The organism is Variovorax sp. FW305-3-2-15-B-LB1, assembly GCF_058787635.1.
Genome location: NZ_JBYSZY010000076.1, coordinates 1 through 26709 on the forward strand (window position 1 = coordinate 1; position 26709 = coordinate 26709).

Here is a 26709-nt window from a genome sequence, read left to right on the forward strand (position 1 = left end):
GGGTAGGGTTTTACGTGGGTCAGTCTTAGACGGAAATTACTGCGTTAGCTGGGTCAGTTTTCGGCGGCAATCAACAGTCGGGAGGACAGGCAGCGTTCTTGCAGTGTTTGTCGGTCAACATGGGCGGGGCAGTCCGAAAAGCAGAAAAACCGGGGAACAAGTGCCCGGAAAAACTGAATTCTGCCCGATTGTTCCCCGGTCCGTTCCCCGGTTTTGAGTCGGCTACCAGTGGACTCCGTCGGATATCACTGGACTGCCAGCGGGCGATTTCCCAATGAAAAAGGGCGTTCACTGGACTTCAGTGAACGCCCTCGGACGTTATGTTGGTGGAGCTGGGGGGATTTGAACCCCCGTCCGCAAGCCTTCATCGCGCAGTTCTACATGTGTAGTGATCTGATTTGAGTCTCGCTTCCGGAGTCGCGCAGTCACACGCTAAACCGGACGCCAGCACCCTATTTTCTCGCCCCGACCCAAGGTACCCGGATCGGAGCCAGCCCATGTAATTATCCTTGCAGCCGGGAGGTCAGGATTGCTCCAGACCCCCTTGCCCAGCCCATCGGCCAACTGTTGCAAGGCTCACTGGCAATTAAGCAGCGAGTGCGAAACGTTCGTCGTTTGCAGTTAGTTTGTTTGAATCTGTTTTACGAGCGCATTCAGCTCGACATGCCCCGCTGCGACTCCGAACCCACGTCGAAACCAGTGCAGCCCCAAGCGACTCATTTTAGGCGCTATTGAGTAACTTCAAGAGCTCCAGGGGCGAAGAGATTGAGGCATCGGCTTTCCACAGCGCCGCATCGGCCTGCGAACCCATGTAGCCGTAGGTGGCCGCCACGGTTCCCATGCCCGCGGCGCGGCCCGCGATGATGTCGCGCTCGTCGTCTCCCACGTAGATGCAGGCCTCGGGCGCCACGCCGAGACGGCGCGCCGCCTCGTGCAGCGGTTCGGGGTGCGGCTTGGCGAACGGCGTGGTGTCGCCGCTCACGATCGCGCCCGCGCTCGCGAAGAGCGGCATCGCAGCCGTCAGCGGTTCGGTGAAGCGGGCCGACTTGTTGGTGACCACGCCCCAGCGCAAGCCGCGCTCGCGGATCGCCTCGATCAGCGGCACGACGCCCTCGAACACCAGCGTGTTGAGCAGCATGCGGCGCTCGTAGGCGACGTAGAACTCCTCGCGCAGCGCGTCGAACTCGGGCGCATCGGGTGTGATGCCGAATGCGATGCCGAGCATGCCGCGCGCGCCGGCGCCAGCCATCGGGCGGTAGCGCTCCAGTGGGTAGGGCTCCAGGCCGCGGTCGGTGCGCATCTTGTCGGCGGCTGCGCCGAGGTCGGGCGCGCTGTCGATCAGCGTGCCGTCGAGGTCGAACAGGATGGCCTGTGTGGTCGTGCTCCCGATCTTCATCATCCCTGCGCCTCCGGCAGCGCCGGCTTCTGGGTCGCGAAGAGGTAGTTGACGCTGGTGTCGGCACTGAGCCAGTAGCGGCGGGTCAGCGGGTTGTATTCCATGCCGCGGGTGTGGCGCAGGTCCAGGCTGGCAGCGCGGCAGTAGCCGGCCAGTTCGCTGGGACGGATCAGCTTGGGGTACTCGTGCGTGCCGCGCGGCAGCATGCCCAGGACGTACTCGGCGCCCACGATCGCCAGCATGAAGGACTTCAGGTTGCGGTTGATGGTCGAGAAGAACACCCAGCCGCCCGGCTTCACCAGGGTGGCGCAGGCCTGGATCACCGATGCCGGATCGGGCACGTGCTCCAGCATTTCCATGCAGGTGACCACATCGAAGCTGCCGGGCTGCTCGGCTGCCAGCGCCTCGGCACTGACTTCGCGGTACTTGACGCCGCGCGTCCCGGCTTCGAGGGCGTGCAGTTGAGCGACCTTGAGCGCCTTGGTCGCGAGGTCGACGCCCAGCACGTCGGCGCCCTTGCGCGCCATCGAATCGGCCAGGATGCCGCCGCCGCAGCCGATATCGACCACGCGCTGGCCCGAAATAGGCGCAATACCGTCAATCCATTCCAGCCGCAATGGATTGATTTCGTGCAGCGGGCGGAATTCGCTCTCCAAATCCCACCACCGGTGTGCGAGCTCCGAAAACTTGGCCAGTTCGGCCGGGTCTGCATTCACGTTTTCTGTCATGGGCCAATTATGAAGCGAGCAAAGCCCGGCTCGAACGCAATGGGCTTGCCTCAGGCACGGCCGCAAATACGGCAGGCATAAAAAAACCCCGCCGAGGCGGGGTTTTCATTCGTCGATGGAATCGATCGATCAGTTGGCGCGGGTGCCAACCACTTCGATTTCCACGCGACGGTTCTTGGCGCGGCCTTCCTTGGTGCGGTTGTCAGCCACAGGCTGCTTCTCGCCCTTGCCTTCGGTGTAGACGCGGTTGCGTTCGATGCCCTTCGAGACCAGGAAGGCCTTGACGGCTTCGGCGCGACGCACCGACAGACGCTGGTTGTAGGCGTCGGTACCGATGGAGTCGGTGTGACCCACAGCGATGATGACTTCGAGGTTCACGCCACGGATCTTCTCGACCAGGTCGGTCAGCTTGGCGCGACCTTCGGGCTTCAGCACCGACTTGTCGAAGTCGAAGAAGGCGTCAGCAGCGAAGGTGACCTTCGAAGCAGCGACTTGTGCGGCAGGCGGAGCGACCGGAGCGCCAGGCGTGGGAGCCACAGCAGCCGGAGCAGCCGGAACCAGAGCGCCGTCGCAACCGGCGGCAGCCGTTGCGGGCGTCCAGTTGGCATCGCGCCAGCACAGTTCGTTCGTGCCGTTCTTCCAGACCAGTTCGCCGGTGCCGTTTTGCCAGTTGTCGATCGTAGGACCGCCGTTCGCAGCGGTGACACGGGTCTGCGCGCCGGCGGCAGTGGCGAGCGCAGCGACTGCAAACATCATCGCCACTTTATTCAGTTTCTTCATGGTTCTCCTCTTGGGGAAAAAGCCGCAGCCGCGCTGCGAATCAAGGACGCTTTAAGTGACCACCACCCAAAACGTTGAGACGATTGTGCCATAGGGTCTTTGGCAAACAGGCCGCTGGACGCCCCTGAAGCGTAGGACGGAGGCGGAATAGAGCCCTTGTGTTGCGGCGGTGCGACACCCCTCACAGCGTAAAATTTCGCCTTCCTGCCGCCAGCCTCTTGCTCATGACCTCCTTCGCCAAAGAAACCCTGCCCATCAGTCTCGAAGAGGAAATGCGCAGCAGCTACCTCGATTACGCCATGAGCGTGATCGTCGGCCGGGCGCTTCCCGACGCCCGCGACGGCCTCAAGCCGGTGCACCGGCGCGTGCTGTACGCGATGCACGAGCTCAACAACGACTGGAACCGGCCGTACAAGAAGTCGGCCCGTATCGTCGGCGACGTGATCGGTAAGTACCACCCGCACGGCGACCAGTCGGTTTACGACACCATCGTCCGGCTGGCCCAGGACTTCTCGATGCGCCACATGCTGGTCGATGGCCAGGGCAACTTCGGGTCGGTCGACGGCGACAACGCCGCCGCAATGCGTTATACGGAAATCCGGCTGGCCAAAATTGCGCATGAAATGCTGGCCGATATCGACAAGGAAACTGTCGACTTTCAGGACAATTACGACGGCTCCGAAAAAGAACCGAAAGTTTTGCCCAGCCAGCTGCCGAATTTGCTGGTCAATGGCTCCGGCGGTATTGCGGTCGGCATGGCCACCAATATCCCGCCGCACAACCTGAATGAAGTGGTGGATGCCTGCCTGTATCTGCTGCGCAATCCGCAGGCGAGCATCGACGAACTGATGGAAATCGTGCCGGCGCCCGACTTCCCCACCGCCGGCATCATCTACGGCATCAACGGCGTGAAGGACGGGTACCGCACGGGCCGCGGCAAGGTCGTGATGCGCGCCAAGTGCCACTTCGAGGACATCGACCGTGGCCAGCGCCAGGCGATCATCGTCGACGAGCTCCCCTACCAGGTCAACAAGAAGACGCTGCAGGAGCGCATGGCCGAGCTGGTGCACGAGAAGAAGATCGAAGGCATCAGCCACATCCAGGACGAGTCCGACAAGTCGGGCATGCGCCTGGTGATCGAACTCAAGCGCGGCGAAGTGCCCGAGGTGGTGCTCAACAACCTCTACAAGCAGACCCAGCTGCAGGACACCTTCGGCATCAACATGGTGGCGCTGGTCGACGGCCAGCCCAAGCTGTGCAACCTGAAGGACCTGATCGAGGTCTTCCTGCAGCACCGCCGCGAAGTGGTCACGCGCCGCACCGTCTTCACGCTGCGCAAGGCCCGCGAACGCGGCCATGTGCTCGAAGGCCTGGCGGTGGCGCTGGCCAACATCGACGAGTTCATCCGCATCATCCGCGAGTCGCCCACCCCGCCGGTCGCCAAGGCCGAGCTCATGACCCGCAGTTGGGACAGCAAGCTGGTGCGCGAAATGCTCACGCGCTCGCGCGCCGACGGCGGCGTGATCAACGCCGACGACTACCGCCCCGAGGGCCTGGAGCGCGAGTACGGCATGGGCGGCGACGGCCTGTACCGCCTGTCGGAAACGCAAGCGCAGGAAATCCTGCAGATGCGCCTGCAGCGCCTGACCGGCCTGGAGCAGGACAAGATCGTTGCCGAGTACAAGGACGTCATGGCCGAGATCGACGACCTGCTCGACATCCTGGCCAAGCCCGAGCGCGTCTCGATCATCATTGGCGACGAACTCGGCGAGATCAAGCAGGAGTTCGGCCAGTCGAAGATCGGCGCCCGCCGCAGCCTGGTCGAGCACAGTGCCTACGACCTCTCGACCGAAGACCTGATCACGCCGACCGACATGGTCGTCACGCTCTCGCACAGCGGCTACATCAAGAGCCAGCCTCTGGGCGAGTACCGCGCGCAAAAGCGCGGCGGGCGCGGCAAGCAGGCCACGTCCACCAAGGACGACGACTGGATCGATCAGCTCTTCATCGCCAACACGCACGACTACATCCTGTGCTTCTCCAACCGCGGCCGGCTGTACTGGCTCAAGGTGTGGGAAGTGCCGGCGGGTTCGCGCGGCTCGCGCGGACGCCCCATCGTCAACATGTTCCCGCTGCAGGAAGGCGAGAAGATCAACGTCGCCCTCGCCCTCACCGGCGAGAAGCGCAACTTCCCGGCCGACCAGTACGTGTTCATGGCAACCTCGATGGGCACGGTCAAGAAGACGGCGCTCGACGAATTCAGCAACCCGCGCAAGGGCGGCATCATTGCCGTGAACCTCGATGAGGGCGATTACCTCATCGGCGCGGCGCTCACCGACGGCAAGCACGACGTGATGCTCTTCAGCGACAACGGCAAGGCCGTGCGCTTCGACGAGGAAGACGTCCGCCCGCTGGGCCGCAACGCCCGCGGCGTGCGCGGCATGTCGCTGGAGCCGGGCCAGGGCGTGATCGCCATGCTGGTGGCCGAGGATGAACAGCAGAGCGTGCTCACCGCCACCGAAAATGGTTACGGAAAACGCACAAGCATTACCGAATACACGCGTCATGGCCGCGGAACCAAAGGCATGATCGCGATTCAACAGAGTGAGCGCAACGGCAAGGTCGTTGCCGCCACGCTCGTTCATGCGGACGATGAGATCATGCTCATCACCGACAAGGGTGTGCTCGTGCGCACCCGTGTGGCCGAGATTCGCGAACTGGGTCGGGCGACGCAAGGCGTCACGCTGATCGGGCTCGACGAAGGCGCCAAACTCAGCGGGCTTCAACGCATCGTCGAAAACGACGCGAACGGCGAAGGTGAGCCGGACGCAGACGACACTTCCACATCTTCAACGGAGAATCCTCAGTGAAAAAACAACTCAAGCTCGCACTCCTGACCGCTGCCCTCGCCGGCTCGTCCATGGCCGCCATGGCCCAGGACAAGGCCACGCTGATCAAGCAGTTCATCGAGATCCAGCGCCCCGGCATCGAGTCGCTGGCACGCGGCCTGATCGAGCAGTCGAGCGCCCCCATCGCGCAAGCCGGTTCGCAGTACCTGCAGACCCAGGTGCCCGAAGCCAAGCGCGAATCCGCCGCCAAGGCCGCTGACGCCGAGCTGAAGAAGTACTTCGACGACGCCTACCCGCTGGTGCGCGACAAGGCCGTGCAGATCGCCCCTGGCGCCCTCACGCCCATCCTCGAGCAGAACTTCAGCGAAGACGAACTCAAGCAGCTGCTGGCCTGGATCAACTCGCCCCTGAGCAAGAAGTACCAGGAACTGAACCCGAAGATGCAGACCGCTCTGACGGAAAAGCTGGTGACCGAAACCCGCGCCACCATCGAACCCAAGATGCGCGCACTCGACACCAACGTCGCCAAGGCCCTCGGTGCTCCGACCGACGGTGCAGCAGCTCCCGCCAAGGCGCCCGCCGCCAAGGCTCCCGCCAAGAAGTAAAGCAACGTGACCCAGCAGCAGACGCCGGCCGGCAAGCGCCCCTACAACTTTTCGGCCGGTCCGGCTGCCATGCCGGAGGCGGTGCTGCAACGCGCCGCTTCCGAGATGCTCGATTGGCAGGGCAGCGGCATGAGCGTGATGGAGATGAGCCATCGCGGCAAGGAATTCGGTGCCATCTGCACCCAGGCCGAAGCCGACATCCGCACGCTGCTGGCCATCCCCTCGCACTTTCACATCCTGTTCATGCAGGGTGGCGGCCTCGGCGAGAACGCCATCGTGCCGCTGAACCTGTCACGCGGCGGCGTTGCCGACTTCGTCGTCACCGGCAGCTGGAGCGCCAAGTCGCACAAGGAAGCGCAGCGCTACTGCACCGCCCGCGTGGCGGCCAGCAACGCTGACAACCAGCACACGAAGCTGCCCGATCCCGCCAGCTGGCAGCTGTCCGCCGACGCCTCGTACGTGCACGTGTGCAGCAACGAGACCATCAACGGCATCGAGTTCCAGCAACTGCCCGACCTGGCCGCGCTCGGCAGCAAGGCGCCGCTGGTCATCGATTTTTCTTCCCACGTCGCTTCGCGCAGCGTCGACTGGACCCGCGTCGGCCTGGCCTTCGGCGGCGCCCAGAAGAACCTCGGCCCCGCCGGCCTGACCATCGTGGTCGTGCGCGACGACCTGCTGGGCCACGCGCTCGAGATCTGCCCGAGCGCGTTTAACTACAAGACCGTGGCCGACAACCACTCCATGTACAACACCCCGCCGACCTGGGGCATCTACATGGCAGGGCTCACGTTCCAATGGCTGCTGCAGCAGACCGAGGGCGCGCTCACCGGCGTTGCCGCCATGGAGCAGCGCAATGTCGAGAAGGCGAAGCTGCTGTACGACTTCATCGACGGCTCCGACTTCTACGCCAACCGCATCGATGCCAACTGCCGTTCGCGCATGAACGTGCCGTTCTTCCTGGCCGACGAGGGGCGCAACGAAGCCTTCCTGGCCGGCGCGCGCGAAGCCGGGCTGCTGCAGCTCAAGGGCCACAAGTCGGTCGGTGGCATGCGCGCGAGCATCTACAACGCCATGCCGCTGGCAGGGGTGCAGGCCTTGGTGGCCTACATGAGAGAATTCGAGCGATCGCATGCGTAGGCGCATGCCCTGTTGCTCGCACCGATGACCGCCTCTGCCCCCACACCACCCACCACCCCCGACAATTCCGAAAGCCTGGCCGGTCTGCGCGTGCAGATCGACTCCCTCGACCAACGGCTGCTGAGCCTGCTCAATGAGCGCGCCCATGTGGCCGAGCTGGTCGGCGAGGTCAAGAAGCGCGAAGGCACGCCCTTCTTCCGCCCCGACCGCGTCGCCGCGGTCATCGACAAGATGCAGAAAAGCAATGGCGGTCCGCTCAAGGACCTCCATGTCGCGGCCATCTGGCGCGAGATCATGTCGGCCTGCCTGGCACTCGAATCGCCCCAACGCGTGGCCGTGCTCGGCCCCGAGGGCACCTTCTGCGAACAGGCCGCCATCGAGTACTTCGGCGGCGCCGCCGACCTGATCTACTGCGCCAGCTTCGACGAGGTGTTCCACGCCACCGCCGCGGGCAGCGCCCAGTACGGCGTGGTCGGCGTCGAAAACTCCACCGAAGGCGTGGTCACCCGCTCGCTCGACCTGTTCCTGCACTCGCCCACCCATGTCGTCGGCGAAGTCAGCCTACTGGTGCGCCATCACCTGATGCGCAGCAGCAATTCGCTCGAAGGCGTCGAGGCCGTGCTGGCCCACCCGCAGGCACTGGCGCAGTGCCAGACCTGGCTGTCCAAGCACCTGCCCAACGCCGAGCGACGCGCCGTGTCGAGCAACGCCGAAGGCGCACGCCTCGCGGCCACCAACCCGGCCTGGGCCGCGCTGGCCGGCGAACGCGCCGCCACCCGCTTCGGCCTGCACATCGTGGCGCACGCCATCCAGGACGATTCGTACAACCGCACCCGCTTCTCCGTGATCTGCCTGCCGCAGACGCTGGCCATGCCGCCGGCCTCGGGCAAGGACTGCACGAGCCTGATCGTCTCGGTGCCCAACCGCCCCGGCGCGGTGCACGACCTGCTGGTGCCCCTGAAGGCCAACAACGTGTCGATGACGCGCTTCGAGTCGCGCCCCGCACGCACCGGCCAGTGGGAGTACTACTTCTACATTGACCTCGACGGCCACCCCTCGCAGCCCAACGTGGCCGCGGCGCTGGCCGAACTGCGCGGCCTCTGCGCCTTCTACAAGGTGCTCGGCGCCTACCCGATCAAAGCCTGAGCCGAACGGACCGACGCGATGTTCGAGCAACTGGGATTGATCGGCTGCGGCCTCATGGGCGGCTCCTTTGCGCTCGCGCTCAAGCGCGCGAAGCTGGTGAAACGCGTGGTGGGCTACAGCAAGTCGCCCTCCACCACCGAACGGGCGCGTCAGCTCGGCGTGATCGATGTGGCGGCGCCCTCGGCGCTGCTGGCGGTGTCGGGCGCCGACATCGTGCTGCTGGCCGTGCCGGTGGCCGCCTCGGAAGCCACCTTCAAGGCCATCCGCCACGGCATCTCGGCCGACACGCTGGTGATGGACGTGGGCTCGACCAAGGGCGACGTGATCGAGGCCGCGCGCAACGGCCTGCAAAAGCAGTTCGCGAACTTCGTGCCGGCGCACCCGATCGCCGGCAAGGAAGTCTCCGGCATCGAGCACGCCGAAGCCTCGCTCTTCACTGGCCGCCAGGTCGTGCTGACCCCGGTCAAGACCACGCTGCGCTCGAACGTGCAGCGCGCCTCGCAGGTGTGGAGCGGCATCGGTGCCAACGTCGTCACCATGACGCACGAAGAGCACGACGCGGCCTTCGCCGCCGTGAGCCACCTGCCGCACCTGCTGGCCTTTGCCTACACCAACGCGCTCACCGGCCAGCCGCAGGGCGACCGCTTCCTGAGCCTCGCGGGACCGGGCTTTCGCGACTTCTCGCGCATCGCCGCGAGCGACCCCGTCATGTGGCGCGACGTGCTGCTCGCCAACCGCGAGCAGGTGCTGCAACAGTCGCAGGCCTTCCGCAAGGCGCTGGAAGACCTCGAAGCGCTGATGACCGCCGGCGACCTGCAAGGCCTGGAGCAATCCATCGCCGCCGCCAGCAAGGCGCGCGCCGCCTGGCGACCGAATTCGAGCACCGACGCTCTGGCCCAGCAGGACAGCTGACATGTTCTCGACCGCTTTCCTCGACCTTCCGCCCCTCGCGGGCGCCGCCGGCACGGTCCGCCTGCCGGGCTCCAAGAGCATCTCCAACCGCGTGCTGCTGCTGGCTGCGCTCGCCAGCGGCACCACCACGATCCACGACCTGCTCGACTCCGACGACACGCGCGTGATGCTCGACGCGCTGCGCGCGATGGGCTGCGGCATCGAGCCGGCCGGCGCCTCGCTGCGCATCACGGGCCTGGGCGGCCAGCTGCCGCCGGCGCTGGGCACGACGCTGCTGCCGCTGTTCCTGGGCAACGCCGGCACGGCCATGCGTCCGCTGACCGCGGCGCTGTCGCTGCTCGGTGGCGAGTTCGAACTCAGTGGCGTGCCGCGCATGCACGAGCGACCGATCGGCGACCTGGTCGACGCGCTCACGCAGCTGGGCTGCCGCATCGACTACCTCGGCAACCCCGGCTACCCGCCGCTGCGCATCCACCCCGTGTCGCACGACGAACTGGCGCTCGGCGCGCCGATCCGCGTGCGCGGCGACGTGTCGAGCCAGTTCCTCACCGCCCTGCTGCTGGCGCTGCCGCTCGCGGCGGCCGACGACATCGTGATCGAGGTTGTCGGCGAGCTGATTTCCAAGCCCTACATCGAGATCACGCTGAACCTGCTGGCGCGCTTCGGCATCACGGTGCAACGCGACGGCTGGGAGCGCTTCACCATTCCCGCCGGCAGCCGCTACAGCTCGCCGGGCGAGATCCACGTCGAGGCGGACGCCTCTTCTGCTAGCTATTTCATAGCGCTCGGCGCCATCGCAACGGGCGTTTCGGGCCAGAACGGCATCCGCATCGAAGGCGTCGGCGCAGCCTCGATCCAGGGCGACATCCGCTTCATCGACGCTGCCCAACAGATGGGCGCGCTGGTCGACAGCGGCCCCAACTGGCTCGAAATCCGCCGCGGCGCCTGGCCCCTGAAGGCCATCGACCTCGACGCGAACCACATCCCCGATGCCGCCATGACGCTGGCCGTCATGGCGCTGTACGCCGACGGCCCCACCACGCTGCGCAACATCGCGAGCTGGCGCGTGAAGGAAACCGACCGCATCGACGCCATGGCGAACGAGTTGCAAAAGCTTGGCGCGACGGTCGAGGCCGGCCCCGATTTCATCCGCGTCCACCCCCTGCCCGCCGCCGGCTGGCGGCCCGCCAGCATCCGCACCTACGACGACCACCGGGTCGCCATGTGCTTCTCGCTCGCGGCCTTCAACCCGGCCGGCGTGCCGGTGCGCATCCTCGAGCCGCACTGCGTCGCCAAGACCTTCCCCGACTACTTCGAGACCCTGTTCTCGGTGGCCGAGGCCGCCGACGTGCCCGTGATCTGCATCGACGGCCCGACCGCCTCGGGCAAGGGCACGCTGGCCGCCGAGGTGGGGCGCCTGCTGGGCTACCACTACCTCGATTCGGGGTCGCTGTACCGCGTGACCGGGCTTGCCGCGCGCCGCGCCGGCCTGGAGGCCAACGCCGCGAACGAAGCGCAGATCGCCGCCCTCGCCGCCGCCCTGCCCCTGCAGTTCACCGAGGGCAAGGTGCTGCTGGCCGGCGAAGACGTGAGCGACGACATCCGCACCGAAGCCGCCGGCATGGACGCCTCGCGCGTCTCCGCGCTGCCCGCCGTGCGCGAGGCGCTGCAAGACCTGCAGCACCGCTTTCGCCGCCTGCCCGGCCTGGTTGCCGACGGGCGCGACATGGGCACCGTGATCTTCCCCGACGCAGCGCTCAAGGTGTTCCTCACGGCGGGTGCCGCCCAGCGCGCCGAACGGCGGCATAAGCAGTTGATTTCAAAGGGTATTTCGACTACACTCGACAGTCTTCGCTCCGACTTGGAAGCACGTGACGCCCGGGACTCTTCCCGCAGCGTTGCACCTCTGAAGCCGGCGCAGGACGCTCGCCACCTCGACAACTCCCAGCTGTCCATCGAACGCTCGATCGACACGGTGTTGAACTGGTGGCAAGAAATTCAACCGTTCAAGTCCGCTTGAGCGGATTGAAGTGCAGCCTTTCAAGTCCGCTTGAAAGGCTTGCGTCCCCCGGGTGTTCCGGGTGGCGTCTACCGCTCCAGCAGGCTCCTTCCGCGCGACAGCGCACCGGCCTGCTGGTTGTTCAACCAACCGGGCTCACGCCCACAACCTAACCGCCGTCTACAGACCTCCAGCAGCCGCACGCAATTTCGCAAGAGCGCCTGCCAACCCTGCCTGACGGAAGGAACCATAAATGTCTGAATCTTTTGCCGACCTATTCGAAGAGTCCCTGAAGCGTTCCGAAATGCGCAGCGGCGAGGTCATCACGGCCGAAGTCGTGCGCGTCGAACACAACCACGTCGTCGTCAACGCCGGTCTGAAGTCCGAAGCGTATGTGCCGATCGAAGAGTTCAAGAACGACAAGGGCGAACTCGAAGTCCAGGCCGGCGATTTCGTTTCCGTTGCCATCGGCAGCGTTGAAAACGGCTACGGCGACACCATCCTCTCGCGCGACACCGCCAAGCGTCTGGCTTCGTGGCTCGCCCTCGAGAAGGCCCTGGAATCGGGCGACTTCGTCACCGGCACCACCAGCGGCAAGGTCAAGGGCGGTCTCACCGTCCTGGTCAACGGCATCCGCGCGTTCCTGCCGGGCTCGCTGATCGACACGCGTCCGATCAAGGACCTGACCCCGTACGAAAACAAGACCCTCGAATTCAAGGTCATCAAGCTCGATCGCAAGCGCAACAACGTCGTGCTGTCGCGCCGTGCCGTGGTCGAAGCCAGCATGGGCGAAGAACGCGCCAAGCTGATGGAAACCCTGAAGGAAGGCGCAGTCGTCCGCGGCGTGGTCAAGAACATCACCGAATACGGTGCGTTCGTGGACCTCGGCGGCATCGACGGCCTGCTGCACATCACCGACATGGCATGGCGCCGTGTTCGCCACCCGAGCGAAGTCGTTCAGGCCGGCCAGGAAATCACCGCCAAGATCCTCAAGTTCGACACCGAAAAGAACCGTGTCTCGTTGGGTCTCAAGCAAATGGGTGACGACCCGTGGATGGGCGTTTCGCGCCGCTACCCGCAATCGACCCGCCTGTTCGGCAAGGTCACGAACATTGCCGACTACGGCGCGTTCGTCGAACTCGAACCCGGCATCGAAGGCCTGGTGCACGTCTCCGAAATGGACTGGACCAACAAGAACATCGCTCCGAACAAGATCGTCTCGCTGGGCGACGAAGTCGAAGTCATGGTCCTGGAAATCGACGAAGACAAGCGCCGCATCAGCCTGGGCATGAAGCAGTGCAAGGCCAACCCGTGGCAAGAGTTCGCGCAAAACACCAAGCGCGGCGACCGCGTCAAGGGCCCGATCAAGTCGATCACCGACTTCGGCGTGTTCGTGGGTCTGGCTGCCGGCATCGACGGCCTGGTTCACCTGTCGGACCTCTCGTGGAACGAAACCGGCGAAACCGCCGTTCGCAACTACAAGAAGGGCCAGGAAGTCGAAGCGATCGTGCTGGCTGTCGACGTCGACCGCGAACGCATCTCGCTGGGCATCAAGCAGCTCGACAGCGATCCGTTCACCACGTTCACCACCGTGAACGACAAGGGCCAGATCGTGACCGGCAAGGTCAAGACCGTGGACGCCCGCGGCGCTGAAATCGACCTCGGCGAAGACATCATCGGCTACCTGCGTGCTTCGGAAATCTCGCGCGACCGCGTCGAAGATGCCCGCAACGTGCTCAAGGAAGGCGACGAAGTCACGGCCATCGTGGTGAATGTGGATCGCAAGACCCGCAACATCCAGCTGTCGATCAAGCAGAAGGACATGGTCGACGAACAAGGCGCCATGGCCAGCCTGAGCCAGCAGTCGGCACGCGAAAACGCGGGCACGACCAGCCTGGGCGCCCTGCTGCGCGCCAAGCTCGACAACAGCGACAACAAGTAAGCTGAGCCCGAAGACAGAGGCAGGCCCCCGGGGCCGCTCTGTCTTTTTTTTCGTCCACGTTTTTCGTTTATGTTTGGCCTATGACCCGCTCAGACCTCGTCGAAGAACTCGCAGCCCGTTTCGCGCAGCTCACGCACCGCGATGCCGAATACGCCGTCAAGACCATCCTGGACGCGATGAGCGACGCGCTGGTGCGCGGCCACCGCATCGAGATCCGTGGCTTCGGCAGCTTCTCGGTCAACCGCCGTCCGCCGCGCGTCGGCCGCAACCCGCGTTCGGGCGAGAGCGTGCAGATTCCCGAGAAGCGCGTGCCGCACTTCAAGCCGGGCAAGGCGCTGCGCGAGGCCGTCGACGCGAAGACCGCCGAGCTCGATGCAGGCAAGGAAGCCGCCGGCCGCAAGGCCTGATGCAAATGAATGCAAACGTAGAATGCTCCCGGCAACGGGAACAGCTATGAAGTACCTCCTGTGGCTGCTCAAGGCAGCCATTTTTTTTACGCTCTTCGCCTTCGCGCTGAACAACCAGCACGACGCGACCGTCTACTTCTTCTTCGGAACCCACTGGCGCGCGCCGCTGGTGCTCGTCGTGCTCGCGGCCTTTGCCGGCGGGCTCGTGGTCGGCGCGCTGGGCATGCTGCCCGGCTGGTGGAAACACCGCGCCGCCGCGGCCCAGGTGCCTGCGGTTTCCGAAGCCCCCTCGCCCGCACCGCTGGCCACTGCGACCGCCTCCGCGGCAACGCCGTCCATCTCCGCCACCGACCTTCCCGCCGTACGTCAACATGGACTTTGATCCCAGCTGGCTGCTGATCGGCCTGCCCGTCGCCTTCGTGCTGGGCTGGCTCGCATCGCGCTTCGACATCCGCCAGCTCAAGCTCGAGAACCGGCAGGCGCCCAAGGCCTACTTTCGCGGCCTGAACTTCCTGCTCAACGAGCAGCAGGACCAGGCCATCGACGCCTTCATCGAGGCCGTGCAGAACGACCCCGACACGCAGGAGCTGCACTTCGCGCTCGGCAACCTGTTCCGCCGCCGCGGCGAGTACCAGCGCGCCGTGCGCGTGCATGAGCACCTGCTGGGCCGCGGCGACCTGAGCCGTGCCGACCGCGAACGCGCGCAGCACGCGCTGGCGCAAGACTTCCTGCGCGCCGGCCTGCTCGACCGCGCCGAAGCGGCGCTGCAGAAGCTCGAAGGCACGCGCTACGAGAACGAGGCCCGCCTCGCGCTGCTGGCCATCTACGAACGCTCGCGCGAATGGGCGCAGGCCGCCGACGTGGCGCAGAAGCTCGACGAGTCCGACCAGGCCAGCTACAGCACGCGCCGCGCCCACCACCTGTGCGAGCAGGCCAACGAACGCGTCGCGGCCGGCGACCTGCAGGGCGCCGGCGACCTGCTCACACAGGCCCGCGCCCTGGCGCCGCAGGCACCGCGCCCGGCCATCGATACCGCCACCTTGCAGCTGCGCAACGGCGAAGCCGCCGCGGCCTTCGACACGCTCGAAGGGCTCAGCGACACGGCGCCGCTGGCGCTGCCGCTGTATGCCGCGTCGCTGCAGAAGGCCGCCGTGGCCGCGCAGCGCGAAGGCGAGGCGCTGGCATTGCTGCAACGACGCTATGCCGAGTCGCCGTCGATCGACGTGCTCGAAGCGATGATCGCGCTCGGCGGCACACCCGACGCCACGCCATCGGACACGCCCACCGAAGCCCCCACGCCGCGCGACAGCTACATCGCACACCTCGCGCACCAGCCCTCGCTGGTCGCCGCCTCGCGCTGGCTGGCTGGCGAGCGCTTCGAGCACGAGCAGTTCCACCCGCAGGTGCAACGCGCGCTCGACCAGGCGACCCGTCCGCTCATGCGCTACCGCTGCGCGGCCTGCGGCTTCGAGGCGCACCAGTACTTCTGGCACTGCCCCGGCTGCCAGGCCTGGGACAGCTACCCACCGCGGCGCGTGGAAGAACTCTGACCACGGTTCGGAACAATCGTCACACGGGGCCCTGGGCCCCGTTTTCACGTCAACTGGTGCGTTCGCCCTCTCGTTGAGCCGAAGCCGATATTCCTGTCGGCATAGCCATACCAACGATTGAAAGAGGGAGTTTTCACCATGTTCAAGAAAGTCATCGCCACGCTCGCCATGTGCTTCGCGGCCGTCTCGTTCGCCGCCGTCGATGCCAACAAGGGCAGCGCCGCCGACCTCGACGGCCTCAAGGGCGTCGGCCCCTCGCTGTCCAAGCGCATCCTCGACGCCCGCAAGGAAGGCGAGTTCAAGGACTGGCCCGACCTCATGCAGCGCGTGAAGGGCGTGAAGGAAAAGAGCGCGGCCAAGCTGTCGGCCGAAGGCCTGACGGTCAACGGCCAGAGCTTCAACGGCGCGGCGGCCCCGGCCAAGGCAAGCAAGGCCGCCAAGGTGGCCGAGGCGAAACCCGCCAAGCAGTGACCTCGCCCTGAAACGAAGAAACCGCCCCCGAGGCGGTTTTTTCATGCCCGCACCGGGTGCCGCATCGACACCACATGGCAGGGAAATGCCTCAGCGAATGGCCCGGAATTTGCACGTATGCTTTTCTTTCATTCAGCTTTGACTACATTCCGGAGCGCGTCCATGAATCACAAGTTCGGCATTGCCCTGGCGGGCCTCACCCTTGGCGCCGCCGCCTTCGCGCAAACCAAGTGGGACCTGCCCACCGCCTACCCCGCGACCAACTACCACACCGAGAACATCACGCAGTTCGCCAAAGACGTGGACGCGGCCACCGGCGGCAAGCTGAAGATCACGGTGCACGCCAACGCGTCGCTGTTCAAGGCGCCCGAAATCAAGCGCGCCGTGCAAAGCGGCCAGGCCCAGGCCGGCGAGATCCTGCTGGCCAACTACGCCAACGAGAACCCGATCTACGCGCTGGACGGCGTGCCCTTCCTGGCCACCACGTACCCCGAGGCCCGCAAGCTCTACGACGCCTCCAAGCCCGCGATGGACAAGCTGCTCGCAGCCCAGGGCATCAAGGTGCTGTTCGTGGTGCCCTGGGCACCGCAGGGCATCTACACCAAGAAGGAGATCGGCTCGGTGGCCGACCTGCGCGGCATCAAGTGGCGCGCCTACAGCCCGGCCACGGCCAAGATCGCCGAGCTCATCGGCGCGCAGCCGGTGCAGATCCAGCAGGCCGAACTGAGTGCGGCGATGGCCACCGGCGTGATCGAGAGCTACATGAGCTCGGGCTCCACCGGCTACGACACCAAGACCTTCGAGCACATCAAGAACTTCTACGACACGCAGGCCTGGATTCCGAAGAACGCGATCCTCGTGAACGCCAAGGCATTCGATGCGCTCGACGCCGCCGGCAAGGCCGCTGTCACCAAGGCCGCGGCCGACGCCGAGGCACGTGGCTGGAAGGTCGCGCAGGAGAAGAACGACGAGTACAAGCGCCTCTTGGCCGAGCGCGGCATGAAGATCCACAAGCCCTCGCCCAAGCTGGACACCGACATGCGCCAGGTCGGCGGCATCATGCAGGCCGACTGGCTCAAGGCCGCCGGTGCCGACGGCGCCGCCATCGTCGACGCCTACAAGAAGAAGTAAGCCGTGAGGCGCTTCCTCGATCGCCTGTACAACGGTGCCGGCGCGCTCGGCGCTTTCTGCGTGTTCCTGATCTTCGTGCTGATGATCGTGGCCGGCGTGGGCCGGCAGATGAACTGGCATGTGAGCGGGCTCAACGACGCGGTGGCCTGGCTGTGCGCGGCGGCGGCCTTCTTCGCGATGGCGCATGCCTTCCGCCATGGCGACTTCGTGCGCGTGACGCTGCTGCTCGATGCCGTGCCGCCGAAGGTGCGCCGCGTGCTCGACGTGGCCTGCCTCCTGATCGCCGCCGTGTCGGTGGCCTACCTCACCTACTGGGCCACCAGCTTCACGTACGAGAGCTACGAGTTCAAGGAGATGGCCACGGGCCTGCTCGTGATCCCGATCTGGATTCCGCAGTCGAGCTTCGTGATCGGCTGCTGGCTGCTCCTGATCGCCATGGTCGACGAACTCGTCGGCGTGGTGCGCGGCGAAAAACCCAGCTACCAGCGCGCCGTCGAAGAGCGCCATGCTGCGGGCGACTTCTCCTCCGACGTCTGAGCGACAACAACAAAGACACCGATGCTCGAAACCCTTCTGATGGGCGCGCTGCTGCTCGGCATCATGCTGTTGCTGCTCGCCGGCGGCGTCTGGATCGCCATGACCCTGGCCATCGTCGGCTGGGTTGGCCAGGCCTTCTTCACCAACACCCTGCCCGGCAAGAACCTGTTCTCGGCCTTCTGGGAAAGCAACGCGAGCTGGGAGCTGGCGGCGCTGCCGCTGTTCATCTGGATGGGCGAGATCCTGTTCCGCACCAAGCTCAGCGAGGAGATGTTCGAGGGCCTGCGCCCTTGGCTCAACCGCGTGCCTGGCCGGCTCATGCACACCACCATCCTCGGCTGCGGCGTGTTCGGCTCGGTCTCGGGCTCCTCGGCCGCCACCTGCGCGACCATCGCCAAGGTGGCGCTGCCCGAGCTCAAGCGCCGCGGCTACAACGAGAAGCTGGCCATCGGCTCGCTGGCCACGGCCGGCACGCTGGGCATCCTGATCCCGCCCTCGATCACCATGGTGGTGTACGCGGTGGCGGCCGACGCCTCGATCATCCGCATCTTCCTGGCCGGCTTCCTGCCGGGGTTCCTGCTGATGCTGCTGTTCTCGGGCTACATCGGCTGGTGGAGCCTGCGCCACCCCGACCAGGTGCCGCCGGCCGATCCGCCCACCACCTTCATGGAGAAGATCCGGCTCTCGGGCAACCTCATTCCCTGCGCGCTGCTGATCGTGTTCATCGTCTGGGTGCTGGTGGCCGGCTGGGCCACGGCCACCGAGTGCGCGGCCTTCGGCGTGCTGGGCTCGCTGGCCATCGCGGCCTACGGCAAGAGCCTGACCTGGCAGAACTTCAAGGACGGGATCATGGGTGCCACGCGCACCAGCTGCATGATCATGTTCATCCTGGCGGGGGCCGCGTTCCTGACCAAGACCATGGCCTTCACCGGCATCCCGCGCGAGCTGGCCGAGTGGGTCGACAGCATGCACCTGTCGCCCTACGCGCTCATCGGCGCACTGGTGGTGGTGTACCTGGTGCTGGGCACGGCGCTGGACGGCATCTCGATGATCGTGCTGACCAGCGCGGTGGTGCTGCCGATGATCCAGAAGGCGGGCTTCGACCTCGTGTGGTTCGGCATCTTCGTGGTGCTGCTGGTCGAGATCGCCGAGGTCACGCCGCCCGTGGGCTTCAACCTGTTCGTGCTGCAGAACATGACGGGCAAGGACAGCAACGTGATCGCCAGGGCGGCCATTCCGTTCTTCTTCTGCCTCGTGCTGTGCATCGCGCTGATCACGCTGTTCCCGGGTATCGTCACGATCCTGCCCGACCTGGTGATGGGCAAGGAGAAATGACAGTGCGACGACGACAAAGGAACGGATGCCTCCTCTATTGCCGGTTCTAGCGATCTGCGTGGGCGCCTCGTGCGGCGCCCTCGCCCGCTGGGGCCTGGGCCTGTGGCTCAACACCGGCGGCCCCGTGCCCTACGGCACGCTGGCCGCCAACCTCGTCGGCGGCTACCTCGTCGGCGTGGCCGTGGCCGTCTTCCAGGCGTTGCCGCAGCTCGACCCGGTGTGGCGGCTGCTGCTCATCACCGGTTTCCTCGGCGGGCTCACGACCTTCTCGAGCTTCTCGGCCGAAGTGGTCGCGCTGCTGCTCGGCGGACGGCCCTTGCTGGCGCTGGCCACCGGCCTGCTGCACCTGTGCGGCTCGCTGGTGCTGACCTGGCTGGGCATTCGCAGCGTGCAGCTCGTGCTGGCTTCGTGACAGCGAAAAAACTGCCCGTGCTCCTGCGGTTATAGACAGGGGCTCTCCAGAGGGTCGGTCGATAGAATCGACCCCCGATGCCCCTCGCCCTTCTCGTCGCACTCCCCTTTCTTGCCAGCGTGCTGGCCGCGTTGATGCCGTCCAACGCGCGCAACCGGGAGTCGACCCTTGCAGGGCTCGTCGCATTGGGCTGCGCGATCCAGGTCGCCTGGCTCTTTCCGCAGATCGCGCACGGCAACGTGCTGCGCCAGGAGATCGAGTGGCTGCCCGCCCTCGGCCTGAACCTCGTGTTCCGCCTCGACGGCTTCGCGTGGCTGTTCTGCATGCTGGTGCTGGGCATCGGCGCGCTGGTGGTGCTCTATGCGCGCTACTACATGTCGGCCTCCGACCCGGTGCCGCGCTTCTTCTCGTTCTTCCTCGCGTTCATGGGCGCGATGATGGGCGTGGTGCTCTCGGGCAACCTGATCCAGATGGTGCTGTTCTGGGAGCTCACCAGCCTGTTCTCCTTCCTGCTCATCGGCTACTGGCACCACCGGCGCGACGCTCGGCGCGGCGCGCGCATGGCGCTCACCGTCACCGGCGCGGGCGGGCTGTGCCTCTTGGCCGGCGTGCTCGTGCTGGGCCGCATCGTCGGCAGCTACGAGCTCGACATCGTGCTGGCCTCGGGCGACATCATCCGCGCGCATGCGCTGTACCCGGTGGCGCTGGTGCTGATCCTGCTCGGCGCGTTCACCAAGAGCGCGCAGTTCCCGTTCCACTTCTGGCTGCCGCGCGCCATGGCCGCGCCCACGCCGGTGTCGGCCTACCTGCACTCGGCCACCATGGTGAAGCTGGGCGTGTTCCTGATGGCGCGGCTGTGGCCCGTGCTCTCGGGCACCGAGCAGTGGTTCTGGATGGTCGGCGGCGCGGGCGCCATCACGCTGCTGCTGGGCGGCTTCGCGGCGATGTTCCAGCGCGACCTGAAGGCGCTGCTGGCCTACTCGACCATCTCGCACCTGGGCCTCATCACGCTGCTGCTAGGCCTGAACAGCCCGCTGGCGGCGGTCGCGGCCGTCTTCCACGTGATGAACCACGCGACCTTCAAGGCCTCGCTGTTCATGGCGGCCGGCATCATCGACCACGAGACCGGCACGCGCGACATCCGCAAGCTCAGCGGCCTGATGCGGCTGATGCCCATCACGGGCACGCTGGCCATCATCGCCAGTGCCTCGATGGCCGGCGTGCCGCTGCTCAACGGCTTTCTCTCGAAGGAGATGTTCTTCGCCGAGACGGTCTTCATCCAGGCCACGCCCTGGATCGACCTCAGCCTGCCGGTCATCGCCACCCTCGCGGGCATCTTCAGCGTGGCGTACTCGGCGCGCTTCGTGTTCGACGTGTTCTTCGGCCCGCCCTGCGGCCCCGACGTGCCCAAGCCCCCGCACGAGCCGCCGCACTGGATGCGCGTGCCGGTCGAGCTGCTGGTGCTGGTGTGCCTGGTGGTGGGCGTGGCGCCGGCCTGGTCGGTCGGCCCGATGCTCGCGGCCGCGGCCACGCCGGTGGTCGGCGGCACGCTGCCCGTCTACAGCCTGGCCGTGTGGCACGGCTTCAACCTGCCGCTGATGATGAGCTTCGTCGCGCTCGCGGGCGGCGCCGTGCTCTACCTGCTGCTGCGCCGCCCGCTGGGCAGCGGGCGCCTGGAGCACACGCCGCTGCTGCACCGCTTCGACGGGCAGCTCATCTTCGAACACCTGATCGCGCTGCTGAGCGAAGCCGGCCGGCGCAGCCGCCGCCTCTTCGGCACGCGCCGCCTGCAGTGGCAATTGCTGTGGCTGGTGGTGGTGGCCGTGGCGGGCGCCGCGGCCTCGCTGTGGACCACACCGGCCGAGCGCGGCACGCGCGAGCTGCTGCCGTTCTCGCCGATGTTCGCGATGACCTGGCTCATCGGCTGCACCTGCGCCGTGGCCGCCGCCTGGCAGGCCAAGTTCCACCGGCTCGCGGCGCTGATGCTGGCCGCGGGCGCCGGGCTGGTCTCGTGCGTCACCTACATCTGGTTCTCGGCCCCCGACCTGGCGCTCACGCAATTGGTGGTCGAGGCCGTGACCACGGTGCTAATTTTGCTGGGCCTGCGCTGGCTGCCGATGCGCAGCAAGGACGTAGTGCAGCCCGCGCGCATGCGACTGCGCCCCTGGGGCCGCCGCGGGCGCGACCTGCTGGTGGCCACCATCGCCGGCTGCGGCATGGCGGCGCTGGCCTGGGCGATGATGACGCGCACCTTCCCGCAGAGCATCTCGCCCTTCTTCCTCGAACGCGCGCTCACCGAAGGCGGCGGCACCAACGTGGTCAACGTGATGCTGGTCGACTTCCGCGGCTTCGACACCTTCGGCGAGATCACGGTGCTGGGCATCGTGGCGCTCACCGTGTATGCGCTGCTGCGGCGCTTCCGCCCGGCCATCGAATCGATGGCGCTGCCCATTCAGCAACGGCTGCAGGTCGACGACGGCAGCAGCGACCTGCTGAACCCGCGCCGCGCCACCGACTCCGCCATCGGCTACCTGATGGTGCCGGCCGTGCTGGTGCGCCTCGTGCTGCCGGTGGCCGTGCTGGTGTCGGTGTATTTCTTCATGCGCGGCCACAACGCGCCCGGCGGCGGCTTCGTCGCGGGGCTGGTGATGTCGGTCGCGCTGGTGCTGCAGTTCATCGTCTCGGGCACCGAGTGGGTGGAAGAGCACCTGCGCATCTACCCGCGCCGCTGGATCGCCATCGGCCTGCTGTTCGCGCTCGCCACCGGCGGCGGCGCGATCGTGTTCGGCTACCCCTTCCTCACCACGCACACCGCGCACGTGCACGTGCCGCTGCTGGGCGACATGCACGTGCCCAGTGCCCTCTTCTTCGACATCGGCGTGTTCGCGCTGGTGCTCGGCGCCACCATGCTGATCCTGACCGCGCTGGCCCACCAGTCCATCCGAAGCCACCGCTGGGCCGACGAGCAAGAAGAGAAAGAAGCGCAGGCCCGCGCGGCCGCCGAAGCCGAAGAGGCTGCCGCCGCCACCGGAGGGGCCCGCTGATGGAAATCGTGCTGGCCATCGCCATCGGCGTGCTCACGGGGTCGGGCGTGTACCTGCTGCTGCGCCCACGCACCTTCCAGGTCATCATGGGCCTGACGCTCATCTCGTACGCGGTCAACCTGTTCATCTTCAGCATGGGCCGGCTCAAGGTCGACAGCGAGCCGGTGCTGGTCGAAGGCTTCAAGGCCACGCTGGCCAACACGGCCGACCCGATGCCGCAGGCGCTGGTGCTCACCGCCATCGTGATCGGCTTCGCGATGACCGCCCTGTTCCTCGTGGTGATGCTCGCCTCGCGCGGCCTGTCGGGCACCGACCACGTGGACGGTGAAGAGCGGGAGGCCGTGGAATGAACGACCTCCTGCACCTGCTCGATCGCTTCCTCGAGTTCAGCATGCCGCACCTGGTGGCAGTGCCCATCCTCGTGCCCATGCTCACGGCGGCGCTGATGCTGCTGATGAACGAGAACCACCGGCGCACCAAGTCGTTCCTCAGCGTGGTCTCGGGCCTGGTCGGCCTGCTGGCCGCGCTCGCGCTGCTGCGCTGGGTGAACGCGGCCGACACCGGCGGCGGCCCGGGCTCCATCGGCGTGTACCTGCCGGGCAACTGGCGCGCGCCCTTCGGCATCACGCTGGTGGCCGACCGGCTCTCGACCATGATGGTCGCGCTCACGGGCGTGGTCGCCTTCGCGGCCTCGATCTATTCCACCTCGCGCTGGGACCGCGCGGGCGTGCACTTTCATCCGCTGCTGCAGCTGCAGCTCATGGGCCTGAACGGCGCCTTCCTCACGGGCGACCTGTTCAACCTGTTCGTGTTCTTCGAGGTGATGCTGGCGGCCTCGTACGGCCTGCTGCTGCACGGCTCGGGCCGGCTGCGCGTGCGCGCCGGGCTGCACTACATCGCGATCAACCTCGCGGCCTCGTCGCTGTTCCTGATCGGCGCGGCCATCCTGTACGGCGTGACCGGCACGCTCAACATGGCCGACCTGGGCGCGCGCATCGCCGAGCTGGCGCCGGGCGACCGCGGCCTCGTGCATGCGGCGGCGGCCATCCTGGCCACCGCGTTCTTCGCCAAGGCGGGCGCGTGGCCGCTGAACTTCTGGCTGGTGCCGGCCTACAGCGCGGCCGTGTCGCCGGTGGGCGCGGTGTTTGCGCTCCTGACCAAGCTCGGCGTGTACACCGTGCTGCGCCTGTGGACCGTGCTGTTCGCGCCCGACACCGGCGCCTCGGCCGCCTTCGGGCAGGCCGCGCTGGTGGGCGTGGGGCTGGCGACGCTGTTCGTGGGCGCCATCGGCATCGTCGGCACGCAGCGGCTGTCGAACCTCGCAGGCTTCAGCGTGCTGGTGTCGGCGGGCACGCTGCTGGCCGCCGTCGGGCTGGGCGATCCGGCCGTGTGGGCGGGCGCGCTGTACTACATGCTGAGCTCGACGCTCGCGGTGGCGGCCTTCTTCCTGCTGATCGACATGATCGAGCGCTGGCGCAACGCGGGCATGAGCGTCGCGCCGCACGAGGCGGCGGGCAATGCACCCTTCCTGGCCGAAGACCTGCGCGCGCTCGACGACGTGAACCTCGACGACGATGCCCAGGCGCTCTACGGCCGCGCCATTCCGGCGGGCGTGGCCTTCCTGGGCCTGAGCTTCATGCTGTGCACGCTGCTGCTGGCGGGCCTGCCGCCGCTGTCGGGCTTTGTCGGCAAGTTCGCGATGCTCTCGGGCCTGCTCGACGGCAGGACCGTGGCCTCGGCCGGCTGGACCTTCCTGGGCTTGCTGATCGTCTCGGGCTTTCTCTCGCTGATCGCCCTGAGCCGCACCGGCATCCGCCATTTCTGGACGCAGCCCCACGCCACCATGCCCTCGCTGCCCGCGCTGGAGGTGCTGCCGGTGGCCGCCCTGCTCGCGGCCTGCGTGGCGCTCACGGTCTGGGCCGAGCCCGTGATGCAGCACGCGCAGGCCACCGCCGGCGGCCTGCGCACGCCCACTGCGTACCGCGAGGCCGTGCTCGGTGCCAAGCAGAAGCCCAACCCGGTGCCCGCGAAGAAAGAGGAGGCCAAGCCATGAAGCGCTTGATGCCTTCCCCGCCGCTGTCGTTCGCGCTGTTCGTCATCTGGCTGCTGCTCAACCAATCGCTCGAAGCGGCCACGCTGCTGTCGGCCGCGCTGCTCGCCATTGCGGTGCCGCTGATCACCAAGGGCCTGCGCCCCGCCACCGTGCGCATGCGCCGGCCCGGCGTGGCGCTGCGGCTGTCGTTCCTCGTCACCTTCGACATGCTGAAGTCGGCGTACGACGTGGCGCGGCTGCTGCTCACGCGCCGCACCGCCGACATCTCGGCGCGCTTCGTGCAGATTCCGCTGGACATGCGCGACCCCAACGGCCTCGCCGTGCTCGCGATGATCATGTGCCTCACGCCCGGCACGGCCTGGGGCGAGGTGTCGTTCGACCGCACCACGCTGCTGATCCACGTGTTCGACCTCGAGGACGAGGCGGCCTTCATCGCCCTGATCAAGACCCGCTACGAACGTCCGCTGATGGAGATTTTCGAATCATGACGCCTGTTCTCTTCTGGGCCCTGAAGGCCGCGCTCTTCCTGCTGGCCGTGGCGATGCTGTGCGCGCTCTTTCGCCTGCTGGCCGGCCCGTCCGCGCAGGACCGCGTGATGGCACTAGACTGCCTGTACATCAACGGCATGCTGATGATGCTGGTGCTCGGCATCAACTACGCGAGCAGCGTGTACTTCGAGGCGGCGATGCTGGTGGCGCTGTTCGGCTTCGTAGGGTCGACCTCGATCGCCAAGTTCCTGCTGCGTGGGGAGGTCATCGAATGAGCGCCACTGCACTTCCTCTTTGGGCCGAGATCATCACCGCCGTGTTCGCGGTGCTCGGCGCGGCCTTCGCGGCCATCGGCTCCTTCGGCTTGGTGCGCATGCCCACCTTCTTCCGCCGCATCCATGCGCCCACGCTGGGCGCCACGGTGGGCGCCTGGTGCCTGACGGTGGCCACCATCGCCTACTTCTCGGTGCAGGGCTTCAGCCTGTTCCTGCACGCGGTGCTGATCGTGCTGTTCATCGTGCTGACGGCGCCGATCACCACCATCTTCCTGATGCGTGCTGCCCTCTTCCGCGAACGGCAGAAGGGCAACACGAAGGTGCCGCCCTCCTCCGAGTCGCGCTGAAGCGGCTTCTTCCCATCAGTTGGGCGCCATGCGCACGCCCTTGTCGAGGAACTCGTTGGTGAAGAGCGTCGCCGGGTCGTACGCCTTGTCGATGCCGATCAGCGAAGACACGAGCTCGTAGTCGGCTTTCACGCGCGCACCGTCGAAGGCGCCGAGCGCCACCTTGGTGGTGGTGTCGTCGCGCATCAGCTGCTTGATGCGATTCCACTGGTCGCGCTGGTTGTCGGGCGTGAGGCCGCTCACGCTGGCCTGCAGCGCCTGCAGGCAGGGCTCGAAGCTCTTCACGCAGGCGTCGTAGGCGCGCTGCGTCACGGCCACGAACTTCTTCACCTGGCCGGGGTTCTTCGCGAGGTACGGGCCGTTCACGATCAGCGAGTTGCCGTACACGTTCACGCCCGCGTCGCGCCACGGCTGAAAGCCCAGGTCGGCGCCGAACTCGCGCGCCTTCAGGTCGTGCTCGTTGTAGAAGTCGCTGATGATGTCGACCGACTTGCTCTTCAGCGCCGCCACCTTGGCCTGCGGGCTCACGTTGACGAAGGTCACGCTGGCCGGGTCGAGCCCCACCTTCTTGGCGAAGGCCGGCCACATGAGGCGCGCGGCGTCGCCGGGCGGGTTGCCGATCTTGCGGCCCGCGAAATCTTTCGGCCCGTTGATGCCCGAGGACTTGAGCCAGTAGAAGCCCTGCGGGCTGTTGGCATAGATGACCATCACGGCCTTCACGTCGGCGCCCTTGCCCTTGGCCTGGATCGTGGTGGGCAGGTCGGAAATGCCCAGGTCGCTGCCGCCGGTGCCCACGCGCTGCGCCGACACGGCCGAGCCCTTGCCGGCCTCGATGTTCAGGTCGATGCCCGCCTCGGTGTACCAGCCCTTGGCCTTCGCGAAATAGATCGGCGCATGATCGGCCGTGGGTGTCCAGTTGAGCATCAGGCTCATGGCATCGGCCGCGAACGCGGCAGGGGCCGAGGCCATCAGCAAGGCGGTGGCGCCGGCGGCCGACAACAGCTTTTTCATGCGGAACACTCCAAAAGAAGGTAAAAACAGGTCCTGAAATTCATATTACCAACTGTTTGGTTGATAGGCAATCCAGATCATCCAGACTGCATTGCCCCTGCCGGGAGAATCAAAAACACCATGACCGCCACCAAGCCCGCGAGCCCCGCCACCC

The 26709-nt window shown here is 66.5% G+C and carries 25 protein-coding genes and 1 other RNA gene; 21 read left to right on the top strand and 5 right to left on the bottom strand.

The annotated features are described in order from the left end of the window. Positions 1-324: 324 nt before the first annotated feature. The 4 genes from ssrA to ompA all read right to left on the bottom strand — a co-directional run bounded on the left by ssrA (position 325) and on the right by ompA (position 2904). Positions 325-709: a transfer-messenger RNA gene (gene ssrA / locus AC3WQR_RS29040) on the bottom strand. Positions 710-721: 12 nt separating this feature from the next. Continuing rightward, positions 722-1399, bottom strand: coding sequence for an HAD family hydrolase (locus AC3WQR_RS29045; RefSeq protein WP_492745425.1), 678 nt, complete (start codon positions 1397-1399; stop codon positions 722-724). Beyond that, on the bottom strand, positions 1396-2124 hold the full coding sequence (gene ubiG, locus AC3WQR_RS29050) for a bifunctional 2-polyprenyl-6-hydroxyphenol methylase/3-demethylubiquinol 3-O-methyltransferase UbiG (protein WP_492745427.1): 729 nt from the start codon (positions 2122-2124) through the stop codon (positions 1396-1398). The genes AC3WQR_RS29045 and ubiG overlap by 4 nt, the downstream gene beginning before the upstream one ends. A 129-nt stretch (positions 2125-2253) precedes the next feature. Beyond that, the gene (gene ompA / locus AC3WQR_RS29055) at positions 2254-2904 is read right to left on the bottom strand and encodes an outer membrane protein OmpA (RefSeq protein ID WP_062468651.1); all 651 of its coding nucleotides are present in this window, start codon (positions 2902-2904) and stop codon (positions 2254-2256) included. A 224-nt stretch (positions 2905-3128) separates the two neighbouring features. Here ompA and gyrA point away from each other — a divergent pair, with 224 nt between their 5' ends. From gyrA to mnhG, 21 genes are all read left to right on the top strand, one after another. Then, positions 3129-5774 carry a DNA gyrase subunit A gene (gene gyrA / locus AC3WQR_RS29060; RefSeq protein ID WP_062468652.1) on the top strand — a complete coding sequence of 882 codons (2646 nt, stop codon included), beginning with the start codon at positions 3129-3131 and terminating at the stop codon, positions 5772-5774. Next, positions 5771-6358 carry a DUF2059 domain-containing protein gene (locus AC3WQR_RS29065; protein ID WP_235926701.1) on the top strand — a complete coding sequence of 196 codons (588 nt, stop codon included), beginning with the start codon at positions 5771-5773 and terminating at the stop codon, positions 6356-6358. Before gyrA ends, AC3WQR_RS29065 begins: the two co-directional genes overlap by 4 nt. 6 nt (positions 6359-6364) lie before the next feature. Further along, entirely contained in the window at positions 6365-7495 is a 1131-nt protein-coding gene (gene serC, locus AC3WQR_RS29070) for a 3-phosphoserine/phosphohydroxythreonine transaminase (RefSeq protein ID WP_492745429.1), read from the top strand. A gap of 24 nt (positions 7496-7519) precedes the next feature. Next, the gene (gene pheA / locus AC3WQR_RS29075; protein WP_062468655.1) at positions 7520-8641 is read left to right on the top strand and encodes a prephenate dehydratase; all 1122 of its coding nucleotides are present in this window, start codon (positions 7520-7522) and stop codon (positions 8639-8641) included. 18 nt (positions 8642-8659) lie between these two features. Further along, positions 8660-9553: a prephenate dehydrogenase gene (locus AC3WQR_RS29080; protein WP_095946882.1), complete on the top strand. Its 894-nt coding sequence runs from the start codon at positions 8660-8662 to the stop codon at positions 9551-9553. A gap of 1 nt (position 9554) precedes the next feature. Next, positions 9555-11573, top strand: a complete 2019-nt coding sequence (locus tag AC3WQR_RS29085) for a bifunctional 3-phosphoshikimate 1-carboxyvinyltransferase/cytidylate kinase (protein WP_492745435.1) — start codon at positions 9555-9557, stop codon at positions 11571-11573. A gap of 232 nt (positions 11574-11805) precedes the next feature. Then, positions 11806-13494: a 30S ribosomal protein S1 gene (gene rpsA, locus AC3WQR_RS29090; RefSeq protein ID WP_062468664.1), complete on the top strand. Its 1689-nt coding sequence runs from the start codon at positions 11806-11808 to the stop codon at positions 13492-13494. Positions 13495-13574: 80 nt separating this feature from the next. Continuing rightward, the gene (locus AC3WQR_RS29095) at positions 13575-13901 is read left to right on the top strand and encodes an integration host factor subunit beta (protein WP_307584924.1); all 327 of its coding nucleotides are present in this window, start codon (positions 13575-13577) and stop codon (positions 13899-13901) included. Positions 13902-13947: 46 nt separating this feature from the next. Continuing rightward, the gene (locus tag AC3WQR_RS29100; protein WP_095744339.1) at positions 13948-14283 is read left to right on the top strand and encodes a LapA family protein; all 336 of its coding nucleotides are present in this window, start codon (positions 13948-13950) and stop codon (positions 14281-14283) included. Further along, positions 14273-15451, top strand: coding sequence for a lipopolysaccharide assembly protein LapB (gene lapB, locus AC3WQR_RS29105; protein WP_307584920.1), 1179 nt, complete (start codon positions 14273-14275; stop codon positions 15449-15451). The genes AC3WQR_RS29100 and lapB overlap by 11 nt, the downstream gene beginning before the upstream one ends. 138 nt (positions 15452-15589) lie before the next feature. Next, complete coding sequence (locus AC3WQR_RS29110) at positions 15590-15922, top strand: ComEA family DNA-binding protein (protein WP_062468671.1); 333 nt, start codon at positions 15590-15592, stop codon at positions 15920-15922. Between the two features lie 162 nt (positions 15923-16084). Then, positions 16085-17053 (top strand): TRAP transporter substrate-binding protein, encoded by a 969-nt coding sequence (locus tag AC3WQR_RS29115; protein ID WP_062468673.1) that lies wholly within the window; start codon positions 16085-16087, stop codon positions 17051-17053. Between the two features lie 3 nt (positions 17054-17056). Beyond that, positions 17057-17590: a TRAP transporter small permease gene (locus AC3WQR_RS29120; protein WP_095744336.1), complete on the top strand. Its 534-nt coding sequence runs from the start codon at positions 17057-17059 to the stop codon at positions 17588-17590. Positions 17591-17611: 21 nt separating this feature from the next. Then, a complete protein-coding gene (locus AC3WQR_RS29125) occupies positions 17612-18925 on the top strand; it encodes a TRAP transporter large permease (RefSeq protein ID WP_175497132.1) in 1314 nt (437 codons plus the stop codon). A gap of 25 nt (positions 18926-18950) precedes the next feature. Continuing rightward, positions 18951-19337, top strand: a complete 387-nt coding sequence (gene crcB, locus AC3WQR_RS29130; protein WP_492745439.1) for a fluoride efflux transporter CrcB — start codon at positions 18951-18953, stop codon at positions 19335-19337. A gap of 77 nt (positions 19338-19414) precedes the next feature. Then, the gene (locus AC3WQR_RS29135) at positions 19415-22381 is read left to right on the top strand and encodes a monovalent cation/H+ antiporter subunit A (protein WP_307584916.1); all 2967 of its coding nucleotides are present in this window, start codon (positions 19415-19417) and stop codon (positions 22379-22381) included. After that, entirely contained in the window at positions 22381-22731 is a 351-nt protein-coding gene (locus AC3WQR_RS29140) for a Na+/H+ antiporter subunit C (protein ID WP_056582686.1), read from the top strand. The genes AC3WQR_RS29135 and AC3WQR_RS29140 overlap by 1 nt, the downstream gene beginning before the upstream one ends. Further along, positions 22728-24434 (top strand): monovalent cation/H+ antiporter subunit D, encoded by a 1707-nt coding sequence (locus tag AC3WQR_RS29145; RefSeq protein ID WP_159274629.1) that lies wholly within the window; start codon positions 22728-22730, stop codon positions 24432-24434. The genes AC3WQR_RS29140 and AC3WQR_RS29145 overlap by 4 nt, the downstream gene beginning before the upstream one ends. Then, complete coding sequence (locus AC3WQR_RS29150; protein WP_062468688.1) at positions 24431-24922, top strand: Na+/H+ antiporter subunit E; 492 nt, start codon at positions 24431-24433, stop codon at positions 24920-24922. The genes AC3WQR_RS29145 and AC3WQR_RS29150 overlap by 4 nt, the downstream gene beginning before the upstream one ends. Further along, positions 24919-25197 carry a K+/H+ antiporter subunit F gene (locus AC3WQR_RS29155; protein ID WP_062468691.1) on the top strand — a complete coding sequence of 93 codons (279 nt, stop codon included), beginning with the start codon at positions 24919-24921 and terminating at the stop codon, positions 25195-25197. Before AC3WQR_RS29150 ends, AC3WQR_RS29155 begins: the two co-directional genes overlap by 4 nt. Further along, positions 25194-25544: a monovalent cation/H(+) antiporter subunit G gene (gene mnhG / locus AC3WQR_RS29160; RefSeq protein WP_062468694.1), complete on the top strand. Its 351-nt coding sequence runs from the start codon at positions 25194-25196 to the stop codon at positions 25542-25544. Before AC3WQR_RS29155 ends, mnhG begins: the two co-directional genes overlap by 4 nt. A 15-nt stretch (positions 25545-25559) precedes the next feature. On the opposite strand, the gene AC3WQR_RS29165 is transcribed toward mnhG, so the two are convergent. Beyond that, a complete protein-coding gene (locus AC3WQR_RS29165; protein WP_167394993.1) occupies positions 25560-26555 on the bottom strand; it encodes an ABC transporter substrate-binding protein in 996 nt (331 codons plus the stop codon). Between the last annotated feature and the right edge of the window lie 154 nt (positions 26556-26709).

Bases quoted from the DNA above. Each gene is read 5' to 3' on its own strand.
- AC3WQR_RS29045 (WP_492745425.1), bottom strand. From the start codon at position 1,399: ATGATGAAGATCGGGAGCACGACCACACAGGCCATCCTGTTCGACCTC.
- ubiG (WP_492745427.1), bottom strand. From the start codon at position 2,124: ATGACAGAAAACGTGAATGCAGACCCGGCCGAACTGGCCAAGTTTTCG.
- ompA (WP_062468651.1), bottom strand. From the start codon at position 2,904: ATGAAGAAACTGAATAAAGTGGCGATGATGTTTGCAGTCGCTGCGCTC.
- gyrA (WP_062468652.1), top strand. From the start codon at position 3,129: ATGACCTCCTTCGCCAAAGAAACCCTGCCCATCAGTCTCGAAGAGGAA.
- pheA (WP_062468655.1), top strand. From the start codon at position 7,520: ATGACCGCCTCTGCCCCCACACCACCCACCACCCCCGACAATTCCGAA.
- AC3WQR_RS29080 (WP_095946882.1), top strand. From the start codon at position 8,660: ATGTTCGAGCAACTGGGATTGATCGGCTGCGGCCTCATGGGCGGCTCC.
- AC3WQR_RS29085 (WP_492745435.1), top strand. From the start codon at position 9,555: ATGTTCTCGACCGCTTTCCTCGACCTTCCGCCCCTCGCGGGCGCCGCC.
- rpsA (WP_062468664.1), top strand. From the start codon at position 11,806: ATGTCTGAATCTTTTGCCGACCTATTCGAAGAGTCCCTGAAGCGTTCC.
- AC3WQR_RS29095 (WP_307584924.1), top strand. From the start codon at position 13,575: ATGACCCGCTCAGACCTCGTCGAAGAACTCGCAGCCCGTTTCGCGCAG.
- AC3WQR_RS29100 (WP_095744339.1), top strand. From the start codon at position 13,948: ATGAAGTACCTCCTGTGGCTGCTCAAGGCAGCCATTTTTTTTACGCTC.
- lapB (WP_307584920.1), top strand. From the start codon at position 14,273: ATGGACTTTGATCCCAGCTGGCTGCTGATCGGCCTGCCCGTCGCCTTC.
- AC3WQR_RS29110 (WP_062468671.1), top strand. From the start codon at position 15,590: ATGTTCAAGAAAGTCATCGCCACGCTCGCCATGTGCTTCGCGGCCGTC.
- AC3WQR_RS29115 (WP_062468673.1), top strand. From the start codon at position 16,085: ATGAATCACAAGTTCGGCATTGCCCTGGCGGGCCTCACCCTTGGCGCC.
- AC3WQR_RS29125 (WP_175497132.1), top strand. From the start codon at position 17,612: ATGCTCGAAACCCTTCTGATGGGCGCGCTGCTGCTCGGCATCATGCTG.
- crcB (WP_492745439.1), top strand. From the start codon at position 18,951: ATGCCTCCTCTATTGCCGGTTCTAGCGATCTGCGTGGGCGCCTCGTGC.
- AC3WQR_RS29135 (WP_307584916.1), top strand. From the start codon at position 19,415: ATGCCCCTCGCCCTTCTCGTCGCACTCCCCTTTCTTGCCAGCGTGCTG.
- AC3WQR_RS29140 (WP_056582686.1), top strand. From the start codon at position 22,381: ATGGAAATCGTGCTGGCCATCGCCATCGGCGTGCTCACGGGGTCGGGC.
- AC3WQR_RS29145 (WP_159274629.1), top strand. From the start codon at position 22,728: ATGAACGACCTCCTGCACCTGCTCGATCGCTTCCTCGAGTTCAGCATG.
- AC3WQR_RS29150 (WP_062468688.1), top strand. From the start codon at position 24,431: ATGAAGCGCTTGATGCCTTCCCCGCCGCTGTCGTTCGCGCTGTTCGTC.
- AC3WQR_RS29155 (WP_062468691.1), top strand. From the start codon at position 24,919: ATGACGCCTGTTCTCTTCTGGGCCCTGAAGGCCGCGCTCTTCCTGCTG.
- mnhG (WP_062468694.1), top strand. From the start codon at position 25,194: ATGAGCGCCACTGCACTTCCTCTTTGGGCCGAGATCATCACCGCCGTG.
- AC3WQR_RS29165 (WP_167394993.1), bottom strand. From the start codon at position 26,555: ATGAAAAAGCTGTTGTCGGCCGCCGGCGCCACCGCCTTGCTGATGGCC.